Source organism: Paenibacillus sp. J2R1T-4, assembly GCF_059692235.1.
The window spans coordinates 169,079-187,310 of the sequence record NZ_JCAUBA010000003.1; the positions used below are offsets into that span (position 1 = coordinate 169,079).

The window sequence follows — 18,232 nt, forward strand, 5'->3', positions numbered from 1 at the left end:
TCTTTTATTTGCCGCTTTGTAAATTCAATTTTTCCAGAATCCCCCGCAAATGCTCGGCACCGCTTGCAATCCTTTCTTCCATTTGCGCCAAATAAGGTATCACTTCGTATGCATCGACTGCTGGCAGCTCTCCGGAGGCAAGCTTTTGCTCTACCATCCTTACCAGTTTGATAAATTGTCCGAATTCATAGGGCGTCAAGTTCGGGTTTGGAGCAAACCAATCCTGCTCGAACACCGGGAATTCAAAAATCCACTTGTGATCTTCGATCGACAAAGGCAAATCCGGGTTATATTCACCCAAAATGGCAATGATGCTCGCGAGATCGACAATCCCTTGGCCAGGCGCCTTTCCTTGCCTACTGACCCCATTCGCCGAGAAGAAGACGATTCCATCCTTGATGTGGGTCAAGTGCGTATAGGGAGCGACCCTTCTGGCCGCCAGTACAGGGTCTTCCGCATTCACAAGCGTATTCCCGGTGTCGAGGTTTACGCCGCATATATCCGCACCGGCGGCTTCAACGACGTGCAAAATATCGAAAGTGGAGTCGCCGTGATTCTCGAGATTGATCCGACTGCCGCACTCCTCCAGCACCGGTCTCAGACTTCGCACGAAATCGGCACTCTTCGATAAATGCGTGTTCCATGGAACGGGGTGCTTGTATCGTTCGTCATTGCGGCTGATTATACCCGCCAGCTCATGCCAGCCGGCTTTGGCGAAGGCTTGAATATCATGGATCATCGCAGTTCTCGCTTCGTCTTCCGATTGCTGGAACAGAAGCGGGTTGCACATCCCTACAGAAACGTTTATATACATCCCGAGTGATTCGGCGTAATCCTTTAAGTGCAAGAGTTCACCCACATCACGCTTGCTGCTTAATCCGCTCATGCCGCCAAACTGCACGCCTTCCAATCCTCGTTTGTTGGCATAATCTAGACACTGATATGGATCCAGGTTCAATTCCCGGAGCGTAAAGCTGTCGATTCCTATCCTCAAGGCCAGTCCTCCTCTAATCGTCTGCCTACAGGGGAAGGCTGACTACCGCCTTCGTTTCCTCAGCCCAATAAGCGGCTTCCGCCACTTCAACCGTTTTTCGGCTGTCTGTCCCGTCGGTCAAAATTTCCGCCTGTTCGCCTCTCAAGCTTTTCACCCATTGCTCGATGCAGCGCTGATGGCCTGTCAATTCTTTCTTGACGTCAACCTTGACGAAGCTTCCTTCGCCTTTCATGTCATACTGAAACTGCTTGGATGATCCGTCATGAATTTTGACATATGTGCCTTTGCCGCTCATAAAATACGCTTCACCCTTCGTACCGGTGACATGATTGAATTCGTACCATAATCCGTCTGGAGCGTGATGCGATTGCGTGTACCAGTTTATGGAGAGCAGGGCCAGTGCGCCCGATCGCATTTTGGCCAATACGGCTCCGATGCTCTCCCCTTCCATGCGATCCGGCTCTGTCTTTGTCATGCAAGTTACCTGATCCACTTCGCCTTCATACCATCTGAGCGAATCGATCTGATGGGTAAGACAGCTCATGATGGCACCGCCGCCAAGCATTTCCTTCGATCGTACCCAGCTTCGCTCGGGGAAAACGACGTTCTGATTGTGCTCCAATTTCCAGAATAAAATGTCCCCCAGTTCGCCGGAATCGACCACCTGCTTAAGCGCCTGCCAATCGGAATCGTAGCGCCGATCATGGCAAACGGTAAGCGATACGCCAGCTTTCTCGCAAGCCTGGATCATTCGATCGCACTCCTCCACATTGCGGGCCATCACCTTCTCGGTCAGCACATGCTTGCCTGCTTCCGCAGCCGCGATTGCAGCAGGAGCGTGCAAATAATGCGGAAGAAGAATATCAACTGCATCCACGTCTTTGTCGGCCAAAATCTCGGTATAATCTCCTACAATGGCAACATCCTCGCCCAGCAGTCTCCGGATCTCACTGTGGCGGCTTGCGTCAGTCTCGGCTACAACAACTTCACAAATATCCGCAAGACGTGTATACCCCGGGGCATGTGCAGTCAAAATGCCTCCGCCACCCAGAATGCCGATTTTCAGTTTAGCGCTCATTTCCGCTTCAACTCCCTCATGATTTCTGTCACGGGAACATTATCTCACCGTAGGATGGAAGGTTGAAATGACAAATTGTCTGATTTTATACACTTTTTGTTCGAAGCCTGCTTCATTCCGCTTGAATCGGTTGCGCGATCCACTATAATAAGTGTAACTACACGAAGAAGGCGGAAGAAGCATGAATGACTCCCGGTTTTTGATCACGGTCCTGAATTCGCTTGATTTTACTTTTTTCAGGGGCAATACAACGCGATTTGACGTGAAGAAATCTCATAGTTTCGATCAGCCGTTCACACTTATTTCCCAAATTACGGACGGCCCGCTGCTTCTTCACATCGGGAATGCGAGCTATAAGGTCGAGCCCGGTCAAGGGTTGATTATCCCGCCGAATAACAAATATGAAGTCAACATGTTAGGACCTCAATTCGTCACGCATTGGCTGAATCTGGACATCACTCTTTTTGACCATTTTCAACTGTTCGACTTTATAGAAACTCCTTATGTCACCTCCGGAGACGTCGGAACTAACATCGGTCGGCTTCAATCCGAAATAACCGCCTTGATGAACGCCGATCCGATCGACGCCAGCACATCCTTGTACAAGATGGCGCAAGTCAAGCAGCGAATGTTCGCTCTGCTGGAAATTGTTCTTTCCGTCTCCCGATACAAGATCGGCAGCTTCGAGGATATGAGGAAGTTCCAACGGTTTCAACCTGTGTTCGACTACATGGAGAAACATCTTGCCGAGAAGATAAAGGTGACACGGCTGGCCGAGCTGATGTACTTATCCACCTCCCATTTTCATAAAGAGTTCAAACAAGCTTTCCAAGTTTCTCCGATGCAATATATCCAAGCGCAGAAATTGAAAAAGGCGCAATATTTGTTGGCTACGACGGATTTGACGATGGGGGAAATCGCCAATCAGATCGGCTATGACCATGCGTATCCGTTCATCCGATTTTTTAAATCGATGTACGGCAGCAGTCCCGGCAAATACAAAAAAGCGCTGCCCCGCCTATAGTCCAGTTTAGAACTCGACAACGTCAAAACCATATTCCTGTCTTAAAGCTTTTTCGACAGAAGCTGAAGAGGTTGTTATCTCTATTGGGAGCGACAATTCAAAATCTCTCTTCCGGCAACCTTGCAGCTGGAATCGTCACCCAGAAGCGGAATCGTCCACTCTCATGCGACAGCCACACCCGACCTCCATGCAGCTCGATGACGTTCCGCGTAATAGACAACCCTAGACCCGAACCTGACAAGATCGTATCATTGCGGGAAGGATCAGCTTTGAAAAATCGGTCGAACAACCGTTCCTCCTGCTCCTTCGTGATGGGTTTTCCCCTGTTCTCGATATACAAGAATGCCCCGTTGTAATCTTTCCCTGCCGCCACGATCACCTCACCAGGCTTCAAGGAGAACTTCAACGCGTTCATCAGCAGATTATCGACAGCTCTGGCGACTAGCTCGTTATCCGCCTCAATCGGAACCGTTTCCTGTTGCCATTGTTGGACAACGATAACGTGCTGAAGCCGGGCAAGCGGTTCGAATTCATGCAGCATTTGCTTCAGCATGTTCACCAGATCGAAGCGAGTAGGGCTCAGCTGGACCCCGCCGCCGGTTAGCTTCGTATATTGGAACAAATCATCGATCAGCTTGCGCATCTGCTCGGTTTTGCTATAGGCGTTCTGAATATAGCGCTTGCGGTCGATTTCGTCAGGAATGAGTCCATCTTTCAGGATCGTTAAATACCCAATGATACTCGTAAGCGGCGTACGCAGGTCATGGGAGACGCTAGTAATGAGCTCCATTCTCGACTGCTCCAGCTTCCTCTCCCGCTCCTGCTGCGCTTCGAGACGTTGGGCCATCGCGTTGATGTTCGCCGACACCACTCCCAGCTCATCGCGGCTTCGCACATCCAGCCGAACGGCAAGTTCCCCTTCCGCGATCCGGGTTAGGCTTCTGTTCATTTGGCCAATCTGCCGCATCTTCCTAAACGTAAACAAATAGAAAAACAAGATGAATAAGGACGTCGTGAGGAAAAAATTCGTCAAGCTCCGGTCCGGGTAATGATAACCTTGCTCCGGACGCAAGCGTCCGCTTACGATCAAATACGCCTCCTGATCTTGATAATAAATAGGGGAGATTCGCATATAGGGTTGTCCGGACTGAGGGGCGAGGTTAGCGGCTTTTTCCGTATAAAGCGCTTGATGAATATTGATAAACTGTTCAGAAGCCCCTTCCGTATGAAGGAGAATGCGACCGAGCGGGTCGGTTATATAAGCTTCGACTCCCTCTAAACCGGCTGCGTTTTCCATGGCTACCATTAAATCCGATGGGTTGCTGATCTGCTCCAACACTTGTTCCAACTTGCCCAATTGGTTCTGAATGTGTTCCTGGCTCGACGTGTAGCTGGTGAAGGGGATTCTATGGTAATGCCTCGAGATCCGGTCGATGGCGAACGATGTAAAAAAACTTAACCCCACACAAATCACGAAGGTGACCATAAGCTTCACGCGCAAGGTCGTTTGTAGACGATTGGAAAAGCTCAAGAGGCGTTCAATCAACTTTGTACCCCACTCCCCACACGGTTTTGATGTAACGTGGCTCTCTTGGGTTGAGCTCCAACTTCTCACGAATGTTGCGGATATGGACCATGACGGTATTCTCGGAATAAAAGTCTTGTTCTTTCCATACGTTTTGATAAATCTTGTCCACGCTGAACACATGGCCCTTATGGGAAGCTAGCAGCTCCAGAATGGAGAATTCGATCGGTGTCAGCGCCACTTCCCTACCTTCTACGGTCACCAAATGCCTTGCCGTATGGATAATTAAGTCCCCTACCTGAATTTCCTGCTCCTCCGCTTGTGTTTTCCGTTGGAGTTGGCCTCGGCGAAGTTGAGCTTTCACACGCGCAACAAGCTCCAAGGGGTTAAAAGGTTTGGCCATATAATCGTCCGCTCCAAGCGAGAGACCAGTGATCTTGTCCATGTCGTCCCCTTTGGCGGACAACATGATGACAGGCGTGGGATCCGTTTCGCGAAGTTTAAGGCAAGTCTTGATCCCATCCAGCACCGGCATCATCACATCCAGAATAATGAGCTGGACGGGCTCCTTCGCGAGTATCTCCAGAGCTTCTTGACCGTGCTCCGCTTCCAGCACTCGATACCCGTCATTGCGCAAATAAATATGAATGACTTCCCGAATCTCCGGATCGTCATCGACCACAAGTACCGTCGTCATAGCGCTTACGCTCCTCTCTCTTCCAGCGTCGCTTTAGTAGTCCAACCGTTCTCCGAACGTTATACGTCCCCTGCCGGCTTCTTGCTGCTTAGACGATGCTCTGCAAAAGAGCAAACGGGAACCGGCAAACATGCGTTTATCGGTAATGAATAACAGCACCAAGGCACCTGCAATAAAAGGATACCAAATCATGTAAGGAATAATAAAGACCGGGAGAAAAGGAATGACGCGGTCCAGGTCGGATACAAGGCTATGGATTTGCGGACCTGCTTGGTTCAGCGCGGAGTAGACTAGATTCAACAAAGGGATCATCAGCAGCCACAATAGCGGTCGGTACTTTTTCATCACTCTATTGTTCATATTATGGGAATCACCAGCTTTTTAGATATTTAGAAGCGAAAAAAGGAGCGAGTCCGGTGCGTAAGCTTAGACACTCTTAGAATAAGGAACGACGCGCCAATCACACAGGGAAGCCACATGATTCTCAGCCCATAATGGGTCAGCATATTCCATAGGGGCTCCAAATGTTCGCTAGCCATTAAGCCTACGGTAAAGTATACCGCGGTCCAAGCCAACGCTCCTGAATAAGCATAGGCGGCAAAGGACGGAACCTCATTCGGCTTGCCCCGTTCAGATAAGGTACCAAGTGCCGAACGACCGGGATGAAATAGCTGAAGCCGAGCGCCAACCGCCCATGGGCGGCCAATAGCTTCTCCGCTTTGGCCATCGGCCCCCGCAGTCGGCCTGACTTCAGCTTGGGCACGACGATAACTTCTGCAGTGCGGCCGACGCCGTACCCGAAGGTGAGGCCGCTCATGGCGCCAACCCATAAGGCCAAGAAAGCGACGGCTGGAGCAGCTAATGCACCCCCGAGTAAAGCGGCTAGCTCGCCCGGCACGGGCAAGGAGAACAACCCTAAACACAAGCTCAAGAACAAGGCGGCGTAACCCAGATTATCGACCATGGACACTAATGTGGAGTAGGTCATGTCGGAGCTCCTCTTTTCCGACACACGTACACGAATGCCGGAGGCAGATTAAATGGCACGTACCGAATGGCCTGCACGTCGAACCGTTGCTCGAGCTGTCGTTTCATCTGCAGCGAATATTGGAAGGCTACGAATGTTCCACCTGCCTTGAGCGACAACTCAATCTGAGCGAGTATGCTCTGCCGCATGGTTGGCGGGAAATTCGCAAAGGGCAGCCCGCTGACGATCGCATCCACCTCATACAAGCCTTCCATGCGAACCGCTTCTTGCAACTGCAAGACGTCCGTGTAGCAAGCGGCGTCAGGAAATTTGCGAATAAGCTCCGATCGCAGCTGCCCCTCCTTCTCGAATAAGATCAACTTACCGTTTGGCGCAAGCCGCTCCTGCAGAACCGTTGTGATGGGGCCCGTACCTGCGCCAAGCTCGGCTATGCTGCCTGTCCGTTCCCACGGGATCGCGTCGGCCATGGCTCTCGCCAAGTAGGGAGAGCTTGGCGTTACGCTGCCCACTTGACGGGGGTGCCGAAGAAATTTATGAAGGAACAGCAGCTTATCCTGCCATTGGGTATTGGAATCTTTGTTTTTGACCGTTAGCATGTGGCGATGACCTCCTATTTGCTTGGTATGCCACTAATCCTAACGGAAACTTCTGCGGAAAAAGTCAGGGGATTTCTGAAGCTTTTCTTAAGAAATGAGGTATAGGCCGTTCGGGGGAAAGAAAAGGCTACTACTATAGCCCAAAAAAGTGAGGTGAGAGCGCATTGCGACAGCTTCCAACAATAAAGGGACCGTCACGGTGGACGGCCACGAGATTACGATTACGAATCCAGACAAGGTGTTGTGGCCCGAGAAGGGAATCACGAAAGTCGTACGACAATTAGATTGATTCGAGTATATCTTGAGTGCTCAATTGTGCTTCAATGCTGTACCCTTGTTCAGCATGTTCTTCCGTGTTACATTCATGGTTAGCATTCTCCTTATAATTGAAATGTCGCCTTACATTAGGTAATAAAACCGCCATTCTGCTCCATTAAAATTTTCAGGTACGACTTTGGCAATGTCACGCCTAGTTTTTCCTCAGCATTTTTAATTGCCTCATCGGTTAAAGACTTTAATTTATAAGATCTAATTCCTTACGTTTTAAGAGTTGATAAAGACACATTGAGAAGAGGCTTGACGATGGGCTTGGTTATGCCTACAACCAAAAGCCCACCTCGGGTGAGATGGGCTTTGGTATCAATCACGATGGGTCGCTATGCCAGTTTTTTTAATTGGCGGTATTGTTGATCAAATTCGCCGCTACCAGCATTCGCTGAATCATAGCAGCCGTTTCTGCTCTTGTAATATTGCTCTTCGGCAGCAATCCTGCATCGGAGCCTTGAACCAGTTTGTTCTTCAAGGTTAAAGCAATTGCAGGCTTGGCCCAATCGCTAATTGCACTGCTATCAGCAAATCCGATAAATAAAGCTTCCTCGTCTGCAAGGTTTACATTTGCAGCTAAACCGGCAATCTTCATGGCACGGGAGATGATTACCAAGGCCTCTTCTCGGGTAATCTTCTTCTTCGGCAAATAGGTGTTTCCCTCGTATCCATCAATCAGTCCGTACTCACTCGCTTTCGCTACAGCTCCTGCGAACCAATCCCCGGCTACTACATCGGTAAACATTGTACTTTGGGCATTATCGGCCAAGCCAAGTGCTCTGACGATAATTGCCGCAAACTCCGCACGAGTAATCGCCGCATCCGGCTCAAAACGCCCTTCGCTCAGTCCATTCACTACCATACGTGAAGCCATATCGTTAACGACCGCTTTCGCCCAATGACCTTCAACATCCGCAAACTTTACCGGGTTGTAAACCAAGGTGTAGGTGCTGTTGGTTAAGCTGTTTACAACTGCGTAATTCTTTCCGTCACGGACTGTAACGTAAGTAGGCACATGACGGACTGTTCCGTCTGCTTCCAGAACGGTGGAAGTTGTAATCCGGTTCGGGTCTACACCAGCAGGAAGTGGAATTTCACGCACCACATACGATCCGAATTTATCTATACTGACCGTCTTCCCATTAAATGCAGCAGTTACCGTAAATTCAACTGGAGGCGCCATGATGGTAAAGCCTTCATTTTTCGCAGCATTATCCAAGGCAGCGACCTTCGAAGCGTCACCTTTCGCAATATCTACCTGTACAACGATATCCTTTAATGATACTTGCGTCCCAAGCTGGGCTGATAAGCGATCAATTAATACTTCAGATGCCGGAAGCTTATAGCTTCCGTTGCTCGTTTCGATGACGAGAAGAGCCTGTCTATTCTCCAATATTTTGATAGCATCCCCTGTCAATACTGCAGAAACTATATCCGTAGCAGTGGTCACAGGGATAGTAATCACCGGATTTCCAGTTTCTTTAAGCAATTGAGCCTCTAATTTGCCCGCATCGATCTTTACTGAGACTACAGTTTGTCCCCCAACCTGCGTGGTGGTTCCTGTTGCGATCTGCGCTTGAGGCTGGCCGTTTACGATGACTCTGAAGCCCGATTCGCTCGACCCGTCACTGCCCGTCTGTGAACTGGATGATGAAGGTTCGGCCTCCCTAGTTACGATCACCTCATAATTCTTCGTCGTTCCATCCTGTGCATAAACATTTGTTGTTACCGTGTTGCTGCCCACACTCAGGTTGATCGGGCTGCTCGCATGTCCGCTTACCGTCGAAGTCCCATTCACCTTCAATGCAGCACCACTGTCATAAACAGATGCCGTTACGGTAATTTGATTTACACTGTACGGCACACTTGATGTATAGCTTGTCGTTCCTGAGGCAAACGCAGGACTTAATACCCCTTCACTTAACCTCAACCCGTTTAAGTCAGCATTCCCCAATCTATTTACAATGATTTCATAGGTCTTCACTCTGCCGCTTGGAGCATATACAGCAACCGTGACCGTGTTGCTGCCCACATTCAGGCTGATCGGATTGCTCGCATGACTGCTTGCAGTCGGTGCTCCGTTCACCATTATTGCAGAGCCGCTGTCATAAACAGACGCCGCTACTGTTAATGCATACACGCTATGCGAGACACTCGTTATGTAGCTTGTCGTCCCCGAGGCAAAGGCCGGACTGAGTACGCCCTCGCTTAAAGTCAGGCTGGTCAGATCAGCATTATCGGCTAGCGTCACTGGCCCGATCCTAGTTACGATCACCTCATAACTCTTCGTCGTTCCATCCTGTGCATAAACATTTGCTGTTACTGTGTTGCTGCCCACACTCAGGCTGATCGGGCTGCTCGCATGTCCGCTTACCGTCGAAGTCCCATTCACCTTCAATGCAGCACCACTGTCATAAACAGATGCTGTTACGGTAATTTGATTTACACTGTACGGGACAATTGATGTATAGTTTGTCGTCCCTGAGGCAAACGCAGGACTTAATACCCCTTCACTTAAACTCAACCCGTTTAAGTCAGCATTCCCCGCCCTATTTACAATGATTTCATAGGTCTTCACTCTGCCGCTTGGAGCATATACAGCAACCGTGACCGTGTTGCTGCCCACATTCAGGCTGATCGGATTGCTCGCATGACCGCTTGCAGTCGGTGCTCCGTTCACCATTATTGCAGAGCCGCTGTCATAAACAGACGCCGTTACGGTTAATGCATACACGCTATGCGAGACACTCGTTATGTAGCTTGTCGTCCCCGAAGCAAAGGCCGGACTGAGTACACCGTCGCTTAAAGTCAGGCTGTTCAGATCAGCATTATCGACTTGCGTCACTGGCCCGATATAAGCACTGAACACCTCTACCCCTAGAGTGGCACCACTTGTTGCTACTGGTTTTACGCCAAAGCTAATATATTTTCCTGCATCAGCAGCAGTTAATGTATACGAGCTGTCGGTCGCTCCTGATATTGCTGTTTTATTAGCACCGGAACTACTATCAGCACGATACCATTTGAAGGTAGTCGCACCTTCCAGAGCCCCTTCCGTATCACTATAGGAATAAGAGCCTGTTAGGGTTTGTCCGACTCCAGCTTGTCCTGAAACCGAAACATTACTAGCCACAGGGCCATCGTCAGCAAGCAATACTTTGGTGATGTTTGAATAATATAGTCGATCTTCCGGAGTAAAAGCTATTCCATATGCATTGGATGGCAGTGTCTTAAAAAGTAAAGGACTATTGATGGTACCGTCACTCAGATCTGAATTGGATGCCATGGTAATATTTTTACTATAATCACAAAAGTATAAATTCCCAAGGGAGTCAAAAGCCAAGTCAGCTAGTTGTTGTCCCGTCGATGTAAACACCTCATGGACTTTAGTTGGATCCGTAAGAGACAGCGCAGGTCCGTTTAAATCATTTTTTAAAATTTTATAAATTTTCTTATTCCGAAAAGTGCTGAAGTATAAATCCCCTGTTTGAGGGTGAAAAGCCAATCCGTATAATTGAGAGTTCGCTGTTAATGTTGTAGTAACTTGGCCAGGATTAGCCGAAGCGGAAAAAGGCCCCCCACCCAAATTCCCAGCTGAAACTTTATAAATTTTATGATCATTTCCGCTTAAATTATCAATTACATAATATAAGTTACCTTCTGAATCAAAAGTTAAATCCACCGGTCCCGAATACGGGAGTCCGTTAACAATAGTTGATATCGTCCCATCATTCTCAATTTTAATAAAATCAGTAGTAATACGTGATGCGTACACAGCCCCATTATGATATGTAAGTCCCAATGAGGATACAGCTTTCTCTGTAAACGGAGGCTCTATGGGTGTAGCCAGTACATTGGGGACAGCCAGAGACAAAAATATAAGTAGTGCCATAGCTGTAATAAAAAGCCTTTTAACTCTTAATTTCACGTTCATTCACTTGCTCCTCCTAAATCTTTAGTAGTCTATATCATACCATGCTGATTAGGACTTGAGTACTAATTTTTAATTGAAAAAATGGTACAATAGAATCATAATTCGATAATTAATCCTATAAATCAACAAATATTACTCTACCCACCAGCAATTGGGTTAGGGCTCACAGTGAGGCTGCCTACTAGATAATATTACCTGTGTAAACACATGATTGAATACAAAAAACAGTTAGATCAAGGAGGGTTTGATCTAACTGTTCAGAATACTTCTTGATGTGCAATCAGACCACTGTAATATCTAAACCTTAAACGCCTTCATAGCCTTACGAAGCTCACCAAACGATGGTCGCTTGCCATACATAAGCACACCAACGCGATAAATCTTCGCGGACAACCAGCCAAGCGCGTAGACTGACAATGCAGTAGTGCCGATGGATAACCATACTTCCCACACCGCCGGATCGCTCATGCCGACACGCAAGAACATGATGAGCGGCGAGAAGAATGGAACGAATGACATAGCTACTACGAAAGGCGCTGTTGGATTCTGTAATCCGAACATGGCAATCATGAAGCCTGCTACGATTACGAAGGTAAGCGGCATAATCGCTTGCCCTACTTCTTCCGTACGGCTAACGAGTGACCCTACTGCAGCGAACAATGTCGAGTATATGAAGTAACCAAGCAGGAAGAAGATGACGAAATACACAAGCAGCATAGGATCCAGGTCGCTTAGACGAATATCCAGATCTATCAGCATCTCTCTGTTCCCAGGGACAGCCAGGTTAGCTACCGCAACGGCGATGAAGATTCCGATCTGCAAAAGGCCTAGTAGACATATACCGATGATTTTACCGAACATTTGCTTTAGCGGTGAGACACTTGTAATTAGCAATTCCATTACCCGCGAGCTTTTCTCAGCTGTAATCTCCATGGCAACCATGTTTCCAAAGCCTATTACGCCCATATACAACAGGAACAATAAGGCATATACAAGGATGTAGGCCATGGCCATCTCAGACTCCGATTTACTGGAATCCCCTTGCTGCAGTTGAACGGTATCCATCTTCACAGGAGCGGTAAGTTTGGCCAGTTGCTCTGGCTTCAGTCCGATATCCTTGACGACAATCTCGCTCTTCAGAATTTGAAGCACACCTTGCAGCTTATTCGTGTTGGAGAAATTCATCGACTTCTTGGACTTGAATTCTGCCTTCGGAAAACCAGCCGTAGCATCATCAGTCAGCTCAAGCACACCTTTGATCTCACCCGCTTCGATTCGCTCCAGGGCGAGCTTCTCGTTGCCTTCCTTCGTCCCTGTACCCTTAAGCGGTACAATTTCGAAATCCGGCACCTCCTGCTTGCTATAGTAGGCTTGTAGCATTTGAGTGATTTCTGTACCGTTCTCTATCACTCCTATTCTAGTTGCATCATCGCTAGAGAACTTCGAAATAATATTAGGAAGATTAATAAGGACCGAAATAATTACGGCAAGGATCAATGTCGTGATCAGAAAAGATTTGGAGTTGACTTTGTTGCGGAACGTAAAACCGACTACTGTCATCATTTTATTCATGATTGCCACCTACCGTCTTTATGAAAATTTCATTCAGTGTGGGCTCCATGATCTGGAACCGATTTACTTCCCCTTGCTGCATTGCGGTTCGCAATATTTCCTGTGCAGCGTCCGGATGAGAGATATGGATCTCAGTCCAAGCCTGCAAGCGATTCACTTCAGCGACTCCGCGAATGTTAGATAGTCCCTGCACTTCATGCTCCGTATCCAGAAGAATGCGTTCACGAGGAAAGGATCGCTTGATCTCTTTCAGACTGCCCTTCAAGACGGTATTCGATTTGTGCAGGATACAGATGTTCTCGCAAAGCTCCTCGACATGATCCATCCGGTGGCTGGAGAACAGAATTGACGTTCCCTGGTCACGCAGTTCTTTGACGTTCTTCTTAAGCAATTCAACATTAACCGGGTCCAGTCCGCTGAATGCTTCATCGAGAATCAGAATTTCCGGATTATGGATGACCGCAGCGATAAACTGGATTTTTTGCTGATTCCCTTTTGATAGCTCTTCCACTTTTTTATCGTAGTATTCGGACACCTCGAACCGTTCTAGCCACCGCTTCAGATTCTGATCGGCTTCCTTACGATCCATCCCCCGCAGCTGAGCCAAGTACACAATTTGCTCGCTTACCTTAATCTTCGGGTACAAGCCCCGCTCTTCAGGCAAATAACCTAGCAAAGACTTTAATTCCTCTGTATAGCCCTTTCCTCTCCACTTGATCGTTCCCTCATCCGGCAAAATAAGGCCAAGCACCATACGCATCGTTGTTGTTTTGCCTGCACCGTTAGCGCCTAACAGCCCGAATATCTCACCTTTCTTCACATCAATGTTAATCCCGTTAACAGCTGTTTTGCTGCCGTATTGCTTCGTTACTTGTGTAAGCGTTAGTGTGTTCATTTCCAGCTCATCCCCTTTTGTGCATGTAAGTTTACATCGGTTTTAATTAAGCAGGCTAATATTTCATCCAGCTCGACGGATTGGATCTGGCGGATCTCGATGCCTTGGGCTCGCAATGCTTGCTCTGTCTCCTTTGCGGAATGGCTTATGATGCGGCAGCCGCGATACGTATCCACCCTGGAAATACCAGGTACAGAGGCCAGCTTGCTTACTTCAGCATCAACAGCGAACGATTTCCAGCTATCCAGTAAAGTGTCCTTCTCATAGAACCCTAACAGTCGGCCTTCATACATGAAGGTCACATAATCGGCTAACCGCTTCACCTCTTCAATGGTGTGAGTGGCCAGTATGACGTTCTTACTGCCATCGATCATGAATTGTTGGATATCCTCCAGCATGAGTCTCCAAGCAAGGGGATCCAGTCCCGAGGAGGGCTCATCAAGCAGTAACAAATCAGGATTCTGAGCAAGGGCTAGGGCAAAATTAACTCTGCGCTTCATCCCTTTCGAGAGGTCCTTTACTTTACGGCGTGGATCGATCTCATATCTCTTCATGCAGGCTTCCCACTTGGCTTTGCTCCATTGCGGATACCAATAGGAATGGAAATCAGCGAATTCTGCTACACACCAAGCCTGTTCATCCGAGTAAGAATTGTCCGTTACATAGCCAATCCTTTGCTTGATCTCCACTTCCTTGTCCTTGATGCTCTCCCCGAAGAAACGAATCTCCCCTTCATCCGGCTGTCCAACGTTCATGAATAATTGAAACATTGACGTTTTGCCCGAACCGTTCGGACCGACGACAGCAAGCACGAATCCTTGCTCTAATTGAAAGCTGACAGGACCAAGTTGGAAATCGGGATAGGCCTTGACTAAATCTTGTACCTTAATGACGGGTTCATTATTCATACCATTCCTCCATTGCTTCCTTCAGGAGCTTCTCCATCTCTTCACGGGTGAACTGCACTCCACGCGCCGCTTCAAAAGCGGTCCGCACCGCATCATACACAGCTTGATTCCGGAATCCTTGTTTGTCCTGTGTGCTGACTGCAGCAACAAAGGTTCCCGTCCCTTGACGGGTACGCAGCAGTCCTTCATTCTCCAAGTCTTGATAGACACGGCGGATGGTGATGACACTGCAATTCAGATCCAAAGCCATCTCGCGAATCGAAGGCAGCAGAGTGCCTTCCGTCAATTGTCCGCTTACGATTAATCCTCGAAGTTGAACCTCGATCTGATGGTACATTGGTTCAGGAGAGTCGGGGGATACACGCAACGGAATTTGCATGTCATCACCCCCTTCATCGAGCGTATTTCCGCGTTCGTATGCGGCGCTCACATAGCTTGATCCAACCGAGCATAATAACAAAACCAACAATGAGACTTAAGATGGGTACTAACAAACCATATTGCTCTATAAGGTCCACTGTCGTAAGGAAGAAACTGAACCCCGTTAATCCAATGGCTATTGCGGCCATAAGGGCCACTCCAGTGGCTAGGAAGCTGACCAGTAAATATTGCTTTCCAGTTGTTCCAAGCTCCACATAGACATAGAATCCACCTATCATGATACTGATGCCCAACCAGGTTACCGCCCATTCGATATATTGCCATACTGATATCTGGTCCGCGAAGCCGGAAAAATAATAGAGCGGTAAGAAGAATGAAGCGGCTAGCAGGAGCATGCACACTACCATCTGTTGAAACCTGGCAAGAACGATCTCCTCCACTCGAATAGGCATTACCCTCAGAAAGACCAGACGTCTCGTAAAAGAGTCTGAACTCCAGTAAGTTCGGTAATCCTTCGTCATGACGAAGCCCATCACACTGACACAAATCATCAGAAGTCCATCCGTAACAAAGGTCTCCCTCCATGTCAATTGTTCGCGTGGAAGACTAAACATTTCTCTTATGCCCATATAGCCAATAATGACGCTAAAGTATATGTTCAGCAGCACGGATATTAAGAATCCAATCATGGACCTTTTCATGCTTTGCTTCGTTATCCACCATGCTCGTTGCCAAATCATTGAATCACCCTCAATCATTCGTTTAGGTCTGTATGTTTGTATAGTGTGTATATCTATATAATGAGTATACATAGGTAATTCCCAATTATCAAGTGTTTCTGGTAAAATAATTCCATCATGCCTTTCCATGCGAGAGACGCATAACACTTTCTTAGAGTAAAAAGGAGTTGTACATGATAGGCGTACTTAATACATTGAAATTGAGTGTGTTGGATTTAATCCCCGTATTTCCTGGCACTAGTCCTACAAGCGCATTAGAACAAGCAGTTCTGCTAGCGCAGACTGCTGAGCGTTCAGGCTACAACCGATATTGGGTAGCGGAGCACCATGATATGGAATTACTGGCATGCTCGAGTCCAGAGGTAGTGCTGTCTCATATCGGAGCCAAGACCGAGCGCATTCGTCTCGGCTCAGGCGCAGTCCTGCTACCTCACTACAAACCGATCAAAGTAGCGGAAACCTTCAACCTCCTTGCCGCCTTGTATCCCGGGCGAATAGATCTCGGGCTCGGACGCGCTCCTGGCGGGTCGGCGCACTTGAGTATGGCGCTCAGCGGCAACTTCCTTGAGAATGTACGGCAATTGCCGCACACCATTGGCGATCTGTTGAAATTGCTCACCAATGAATACGAGCTCGAGGGGGTGCGCGTTACCGCCCGGCCATTCCCTCCTGTTCCGCCGGAAGTATGGATGCTTGGCACCAATAATCGAAGCGCCTCCTACGCAGCCGAGTTCGGAACCGGCTATGTATTCGGTCAACATATGAGCGACATGGATGCTGTCGAGGTGCTGCGCGCCTATCGTCAGCAGTTCCGGCCATCCAAGCTTTGCTCTGAGCCTAAGGTTATCGTGGCTATAGGAGTAATATGCGCGGAGACAGAGAAGGAAGCGCGTGAGTTAGCCTTACATGGAGCCATGCTGTTTCGTTCGCGAGATGAAGCTGATGCTCAAACAGATGACACCCCGACAATAAGCTCTGATCCACAACCCGAGAATCCCAAATGTCTGGTAGGATCACCGCAGCAAATCATCGCCCAACTCGTCGAGTTGCAACAAAAATATGGAACGGACGAGTTCCTGATCGTCAATTCCATACCTGACTACGAGAAGCGTTTACGCTCTTATTCACTTCTTGCCGAGGGTTTGAGAGACTTTTAAGCGGGGTGCGGCTTCCGCTCTCTAAAGCGGATTTTCCGCTTTACTGCTGCCCGCGGGGTGTGTCCCGCTCTCTAAAGCGGATTTTCCGCTTTGCGGCTACTCGCGGGGCGCGTCCTCCGCTCTCTAAAGCGGATTTTCCGCTTTACGGCTGCCCGCGGGGCACGGCTCCCGCTCTCTAAAGCGGAAAATCCGCTTTACTGCTACCCGCGGGGCGCGCTCCTGCTCTCTAAAGCGGAATTCCCGCTTTGCAACTACTCGCGGGGCTCGGCTCCCGCTCTCTTACCAAATCCCGCTATCCGCTATTTACTCTCCATAACCAACTGGCGGAGATCTAACATTCGCGGCTTGACCTTCAATCCTAGATCGCTTTCTAACATCTGCTGATAGCGATCAAAATACTGCAGGAACGAGGCGCGCTCTTTCAAATGCGCATACGTTTCAAGCAGCAGCTCGTACGACTCCTCGTCGCAGAAATCATGCTCAATTAATTTCTGCAAGGTCTCCGTTGCACGCTTGCCAGCCCCTGCTTCCAGATAGGCGTAAGCCAGCCCCCTGCCTAATAACGAGAAGTGACGCTTCACCCGCTCCCTGATGGATTGGCTCCACAAATAATCTTTGTTCCCGAATAAGGGACCGCGGTATAAGGCGAACAGCTTCTCTGAATCCTCCAAGCTCATGCCCTCTAGTCCAGGGAATCGGGCAAGCATTCGTTCGAATTCGTTGAAGTCACACACTAAGCTGCCGCTCAGCCGATAGGTCCCTCTCTCCACCTCCAATTGAACGTCTATGGAATGTTCTACAATGGATTTCTTCAACCGGTAGATAGCAGTGTGTAAATTTTGCTCCGCCTTGTCCGGATCGGAATCTGGCCAGAGCTGCTCGCTGATTTCCCACTTGGACATCTTGATATCGCGGTGAACTAACAGGAATGCCATGAGTTCTTCCACTTTGGCCGTGGAGAAATGCACCGCATCTTTGCTGCGAGGCCCGAATACTTCGAATCTTCCAAAACAGGTTGAATTACCCTCAATAGGGACAAACGCTACTTGCTCACGTACTAGCCTCCGCTTAACTTTTTCCCAACTGGAAGCAATCTCTGTTGACCCTACAGGCTTCAGCAAATAATCCAACGCATGTACACGGAATGCTTCAAGCGCGTAGTCCTTATAGGCGGTTATGAATATAATTTCAATCTGCGGCAGACGATCTACCAAATGAGAGGCGAGCTCCAGTCCGCTCATCCCTGGCATTTCAATATCGAGAAAAGCTATATCCGGGGCAAGATCGACGGCTTTGTCCAGCGCTTCATTCGGTCGTGTGAACATCCCCTCTACACTCAGATCCGAGTGTTCGCTTAATAACTTGCTCATCAATTGCAGGGCTGGTTTCTCGTCATCCACAACTATGGCTTTCCACATG

17 protein-coding genes are annotated in these 18,232 nt (G+C 48.6%); 2 read left to right on the forward strand and 15 right to left on the reverse strand.

The window, feature by feature from the left end:
• Positions 1 to 4: 4 nt before the first annotated feature.
• Complete coding sequence (locus AC58QD_RS07575) at positions 5 to 994, reverse strand: sugar phosphate isomerase/epimerase family protein (RefSeq protein WP_497331666.1); 990 nt, start codon at positions 992 to 994, stop codon at positions 5 to 7.
• A gap of 25 nt (positions 995 to 1,019) precedes the next feature.
• Positions 1,020 to 2,072, reverse strand: a complete 1,053-nt coding sequence (locus AC58QD_RS07580) for a Gfo/Idh/MocA family protein (protein WP_497331668.1) — start codon at positions 2,070 to 2,072, stop codon at positions 1,020 to 1,022.
• 181 nt (positions 2,073 to 2,253) lie between these two features.
• On the opposite strand from AC58QD_RS07580, the gene AC58QD_RS07585 reads away from it, so the two are divergent.
• Positions 2,254 to 3,096, forward strand: coding sequence for an AraC family transcriptional regulator (locus AC58QD_RS07585; protein WP_497331670.1), 843 nt, complete (start codon positions 2,254 to 2,256; stop codon positions 3,094 to 3,096).
• A 97-nt stretch (positions 3,097 to 3,193) separates the two neighbouring features.
• Here AC58QD_RS07585 and AC58QD_RS07590 read toward each other — a convergent pair whose 3' ends face one another.
• The 12 genes from AC58QD_RS07590 to AC58QD_RS07645 form a co-directional block, all read right to left on the reverse strand.
• Positions 3,194 to 4,642 (reverse strand): HAMP domain-containing sensor histidine kinase, encoded by a 1,449-nt coding sequence (locus AC58QD_RS07590; protein ID WP_497331672.1) that lies wholly within the window; start codon positions 4,640 to 4,642, stop codon positions 3,194 to 3,196.
• On the reverse strand, positions 4,635 to 5,318 hold the full coding sequence (locus AC58QD_RS07595) for a response regulator transcription factor (protein WP_497331674.1): 684 nt from the start codon (positions 5,316 to 5,318) through the stop codon (positions 4,635 to 4,637). Before AC58QD_RS07595 ends, AC58QD_RS07590 begins: the two co-directional genes overlap by 8 nt.
• A gap of 33 nt (positions 5,319 to 5,351) precedes the next feature.
• On the reverse strand, positions 5,352 to 5,678 hold the full coding sequence (locus tag AC58QD_RS07600) for a hypothetical protein (RefSeq protein ID WP_497331676.1): 327 nt from the start codon (positions 5,676 to 5,678) through the stop codon (positions 5,352 to 5,354).
• Positions 5,679 to 5,862: 184 nt separating this feature from the next.
• Positions 5,863 to 6,306 carry a DedA family protein gene (locus AC58QD_RS07605; RefSeq protein ID WP_497331678.1) on the reverse strand — a complete coding sequence of 148 codons (444 nt, stop codon included), beginning with the start codon at positions 6,304 to 6,306 and terminating at the stop codon, positions 5,863 to 5,865.
• The gene (locus tag AC58QD_RS07610) at positions 6,303 to 6,902 is read right to left on the reverse strand and encodes a class I SAM-dependent methyltransferase (protein WP_497331680.1); all 600 of its coding nucleotides are present in this window, start codon (positions 6,900 to 6,902) and stop codon (positions 6,303 to 6,305) included. Before AC58QD_RS07610 ends, AC58QD_RS07605 begins: the two co-directional genes overlap by 4 nt.
• A 404-nt stretch (positions 6,903 to 7,306) precedes the next feature.
• A complete protein-coding gene (locus tag AC58QD_RS07615) occupies positions 7,307 to 7,435 on the reverse strand; it encodes an SMI1/KNR4 family protein (protein WP_497332164.1) in 129 nt (42 codons plus the stop codon).
• Positions 7,436 to 7,572: 137 nt separating this feature from the next.
• Positions 7,573 to 11,160, reverse strand: a complete 3,588-nt coding sequence (locus tag AC58QD_RS07620) for a cadherin-like beta sandwich domain-containing protein (RefSeq protein ID WP_497331682.1) — start codon at positions 11,158 to 11,160, stop codon at positions 7,573 to 7,575.
• A gap of 297 nt (positions 11,161 to 11,457) precedes the next feature.
• Complete coding sequence (locus AC58QD_RS07625) at positions 11,458 to 12,732, reverse strand: ABC transporter permease (RefSeq protein WP_497331684.1); 1,275 nt, start codon at positions 12,730 to 12,732, stop codon at positions 11,458 to 11,460.
• Positions 12,725 to 13,627, reverse strand: coding sequence for an ABC transporter ATP-binding protein (locus AC58QD_RS07630; protein ID WP_497331686.1), 903 nt, complete (start codon positions 13,625 to 13,627; stop codon positions 12,725 to 12,727). The genes AC58QD_RS07625 and AC58QD_RS07630 overlap by 8 nt, the downstream gene beginning before the upstream one ends.
• On the reverse strand, positions 13,624 to 14,535 hold the full coding sequence (locus AC58QD_RS07635) for an ABC transporter ATP-binding protein (RefSeq protein WP_497331688.1): 912 nt from the start codon (positions 14,533 to 14,535) through the stop codon (positions 13,624 to 13,626). The genes AC58QD_RS07630 and AC58QD_RS07635 overlap by 4 nt, the downstream gene beginning before the upstream one ends.
• Entirely contained in the window at positions 14,528 to 14,914 is a 387-nt protein-coding gene (locus AC58QD_RS07640; RefSeq protein WP_497331690.1) for a GntR family transcriptional regulator, read from the reverse strand. Before AC58QD_RS07640 ends, AC58QD_RS07635 begins: the two co-directional genes overlap by 8 nt.
• A gap of 13 nt (positions 14,915 to 14,927) precedes the next feature.
• Positions 14,928 to 15,656, reverse strand: coding sequence for a hypothetical protein (locus AC58QD_RS07645; protein WP_497331692.1), 729 nt, complete (start codon positions 15,654 to 15,656; stop codon positions 14,928 to 14,930).
• 173 nt (positions 15,657 to 15,829) lie between these two features.
• Between AC58QD_RS07645 and AC58QD_RS07650 the strand changes: the two genes are divergently transcribed.
• Positions 15,830 to 16,813, forward strand: coding sequence for an LLM class flavin-dependent oxidoreductase (locus AC58QD_RS07650; protein WP_497331694.1), 984 nt, complete (start codon positions 15,830 to 15,832; stop codon positions 16,811 to 16,813).
• 299 nt (positions 16,814 to 17,112) lie between these two features.
• Here the strand turns inward: AC58QD_RS07650 and AC58QD_RS07655 are convergent, their stop codons facing one another.
• On the reverse strand, positions 17,113 to 18,231 hold the full coding sequence (locus tag AC58QD_RS07655) for a response regulator (RefSeq protein WP_497331696.1): 1,119 nt from the start codon (positions 18,229 to 18,231) through the stop codon (positions 17,113 to 17,115).
• Position 18,232 lies beyond the last annotated feature (1 nt).

Bases quoted from the DNA above. Each gene is read 5' to 3' on its own strand.
- AC58QD_RS07580 (WP_497331668.1), bottom strand. From the start codon at position 2,072: ATGAGCGCTAAACTGAAAATCGGCATTCTGGGTGGCGGAGGCATTTTG.
- AC58QD_RS07585 (WP_497331670.1), top strand. From the start codon at position 2,254: ATGAATGACTCCCGGTTTTTGATCACGGTCCTGAATTCGCTTGATTTT.
- AC58QD_RS07595 (WP_497331674.1), bottom strand. From the start codon at position 5,318: ATGACGACGGTACTTGTGGTCGATGACGATCCGGAGATTCGGGAAGTC.
- AC58QD_RS07600 (WP_497331676.1), bottom strand. From the start codon at position 5,678: ATGAACAATAGAGTGATGAAAAAGTACCGACCGCTATTGTGGCTGCTG.
- AC58QD_RS07605 (WP_497331678.1), bottom strand. From the start codon at position 6,306: ATGACCTACTCCACATTAGTGTCCATGGTCGATAATCTGGGTTACGCC.
- AC58QD_RS07610 (WP_497331680.1), bottom strand. From the start codon at position 6,902: ATGCTAACGGTCAAAAACAAAGATTCCAATACCCAATGGCAGGATAAG.
- AC58QD_RS07620 (WP_497331682.1), bottom strand. From the start codon at position 11,160: ATGAACGTGAAATTAAGAGTTAAAAGGCTTTTTATTACAGCTATGGCA.
- AC58QD_RS07625 (WP_497331684.1), bottom strand. From the start codon at position 12,732: ATGAATAAAATGATGACAGTAGTCGGTTTTACGTTCCGCAACAAAGTC.
- AC58QD_RS07630 (WP_497331686.1), bottom strand. From the start codon at position 13,627: ATGAACACACTAACGCTTACACAAGTAACGAAGCAATACGGCAGCAAA.
- AC58QD_RS07635 (WP_497331688.1), bottom strand. From the start codon at position 14,535: ATGAATAATGAACCCGTCATTAAGGTACAAGATTTAGTCAAGGCCTAT.
- AC58QD_RS07640 (WP_497331690.1), bottom strand. From the start codon at position 14,914: ATGCAAATTCCGTTGCGTGTATCCCCCGACTCTCCTGAACCAATGTAC.
- AC58QD_RS07645 (WP_497331692.1), bottom strand. From the start codon at position 15,656: ATGATTTGGCAACGAGCATGGTGGATAACGAAGCAAAGCATGAAAAGG.
- AC58QD_RS07650 (WP_497331694.1), top strand. From the start codon at position 15,830: ATGATAGGCGTACTTAATACATTGAAATTGAGTGTGTTGGATTTAATC.
- AC58QD_RS07655 (WP_497331696.1), bottom strand. From the start codon at position 18,231: ATGTGGAAAGCCATAGTTGTGGATGACGAGAAACCAGCCCTGCAATTG.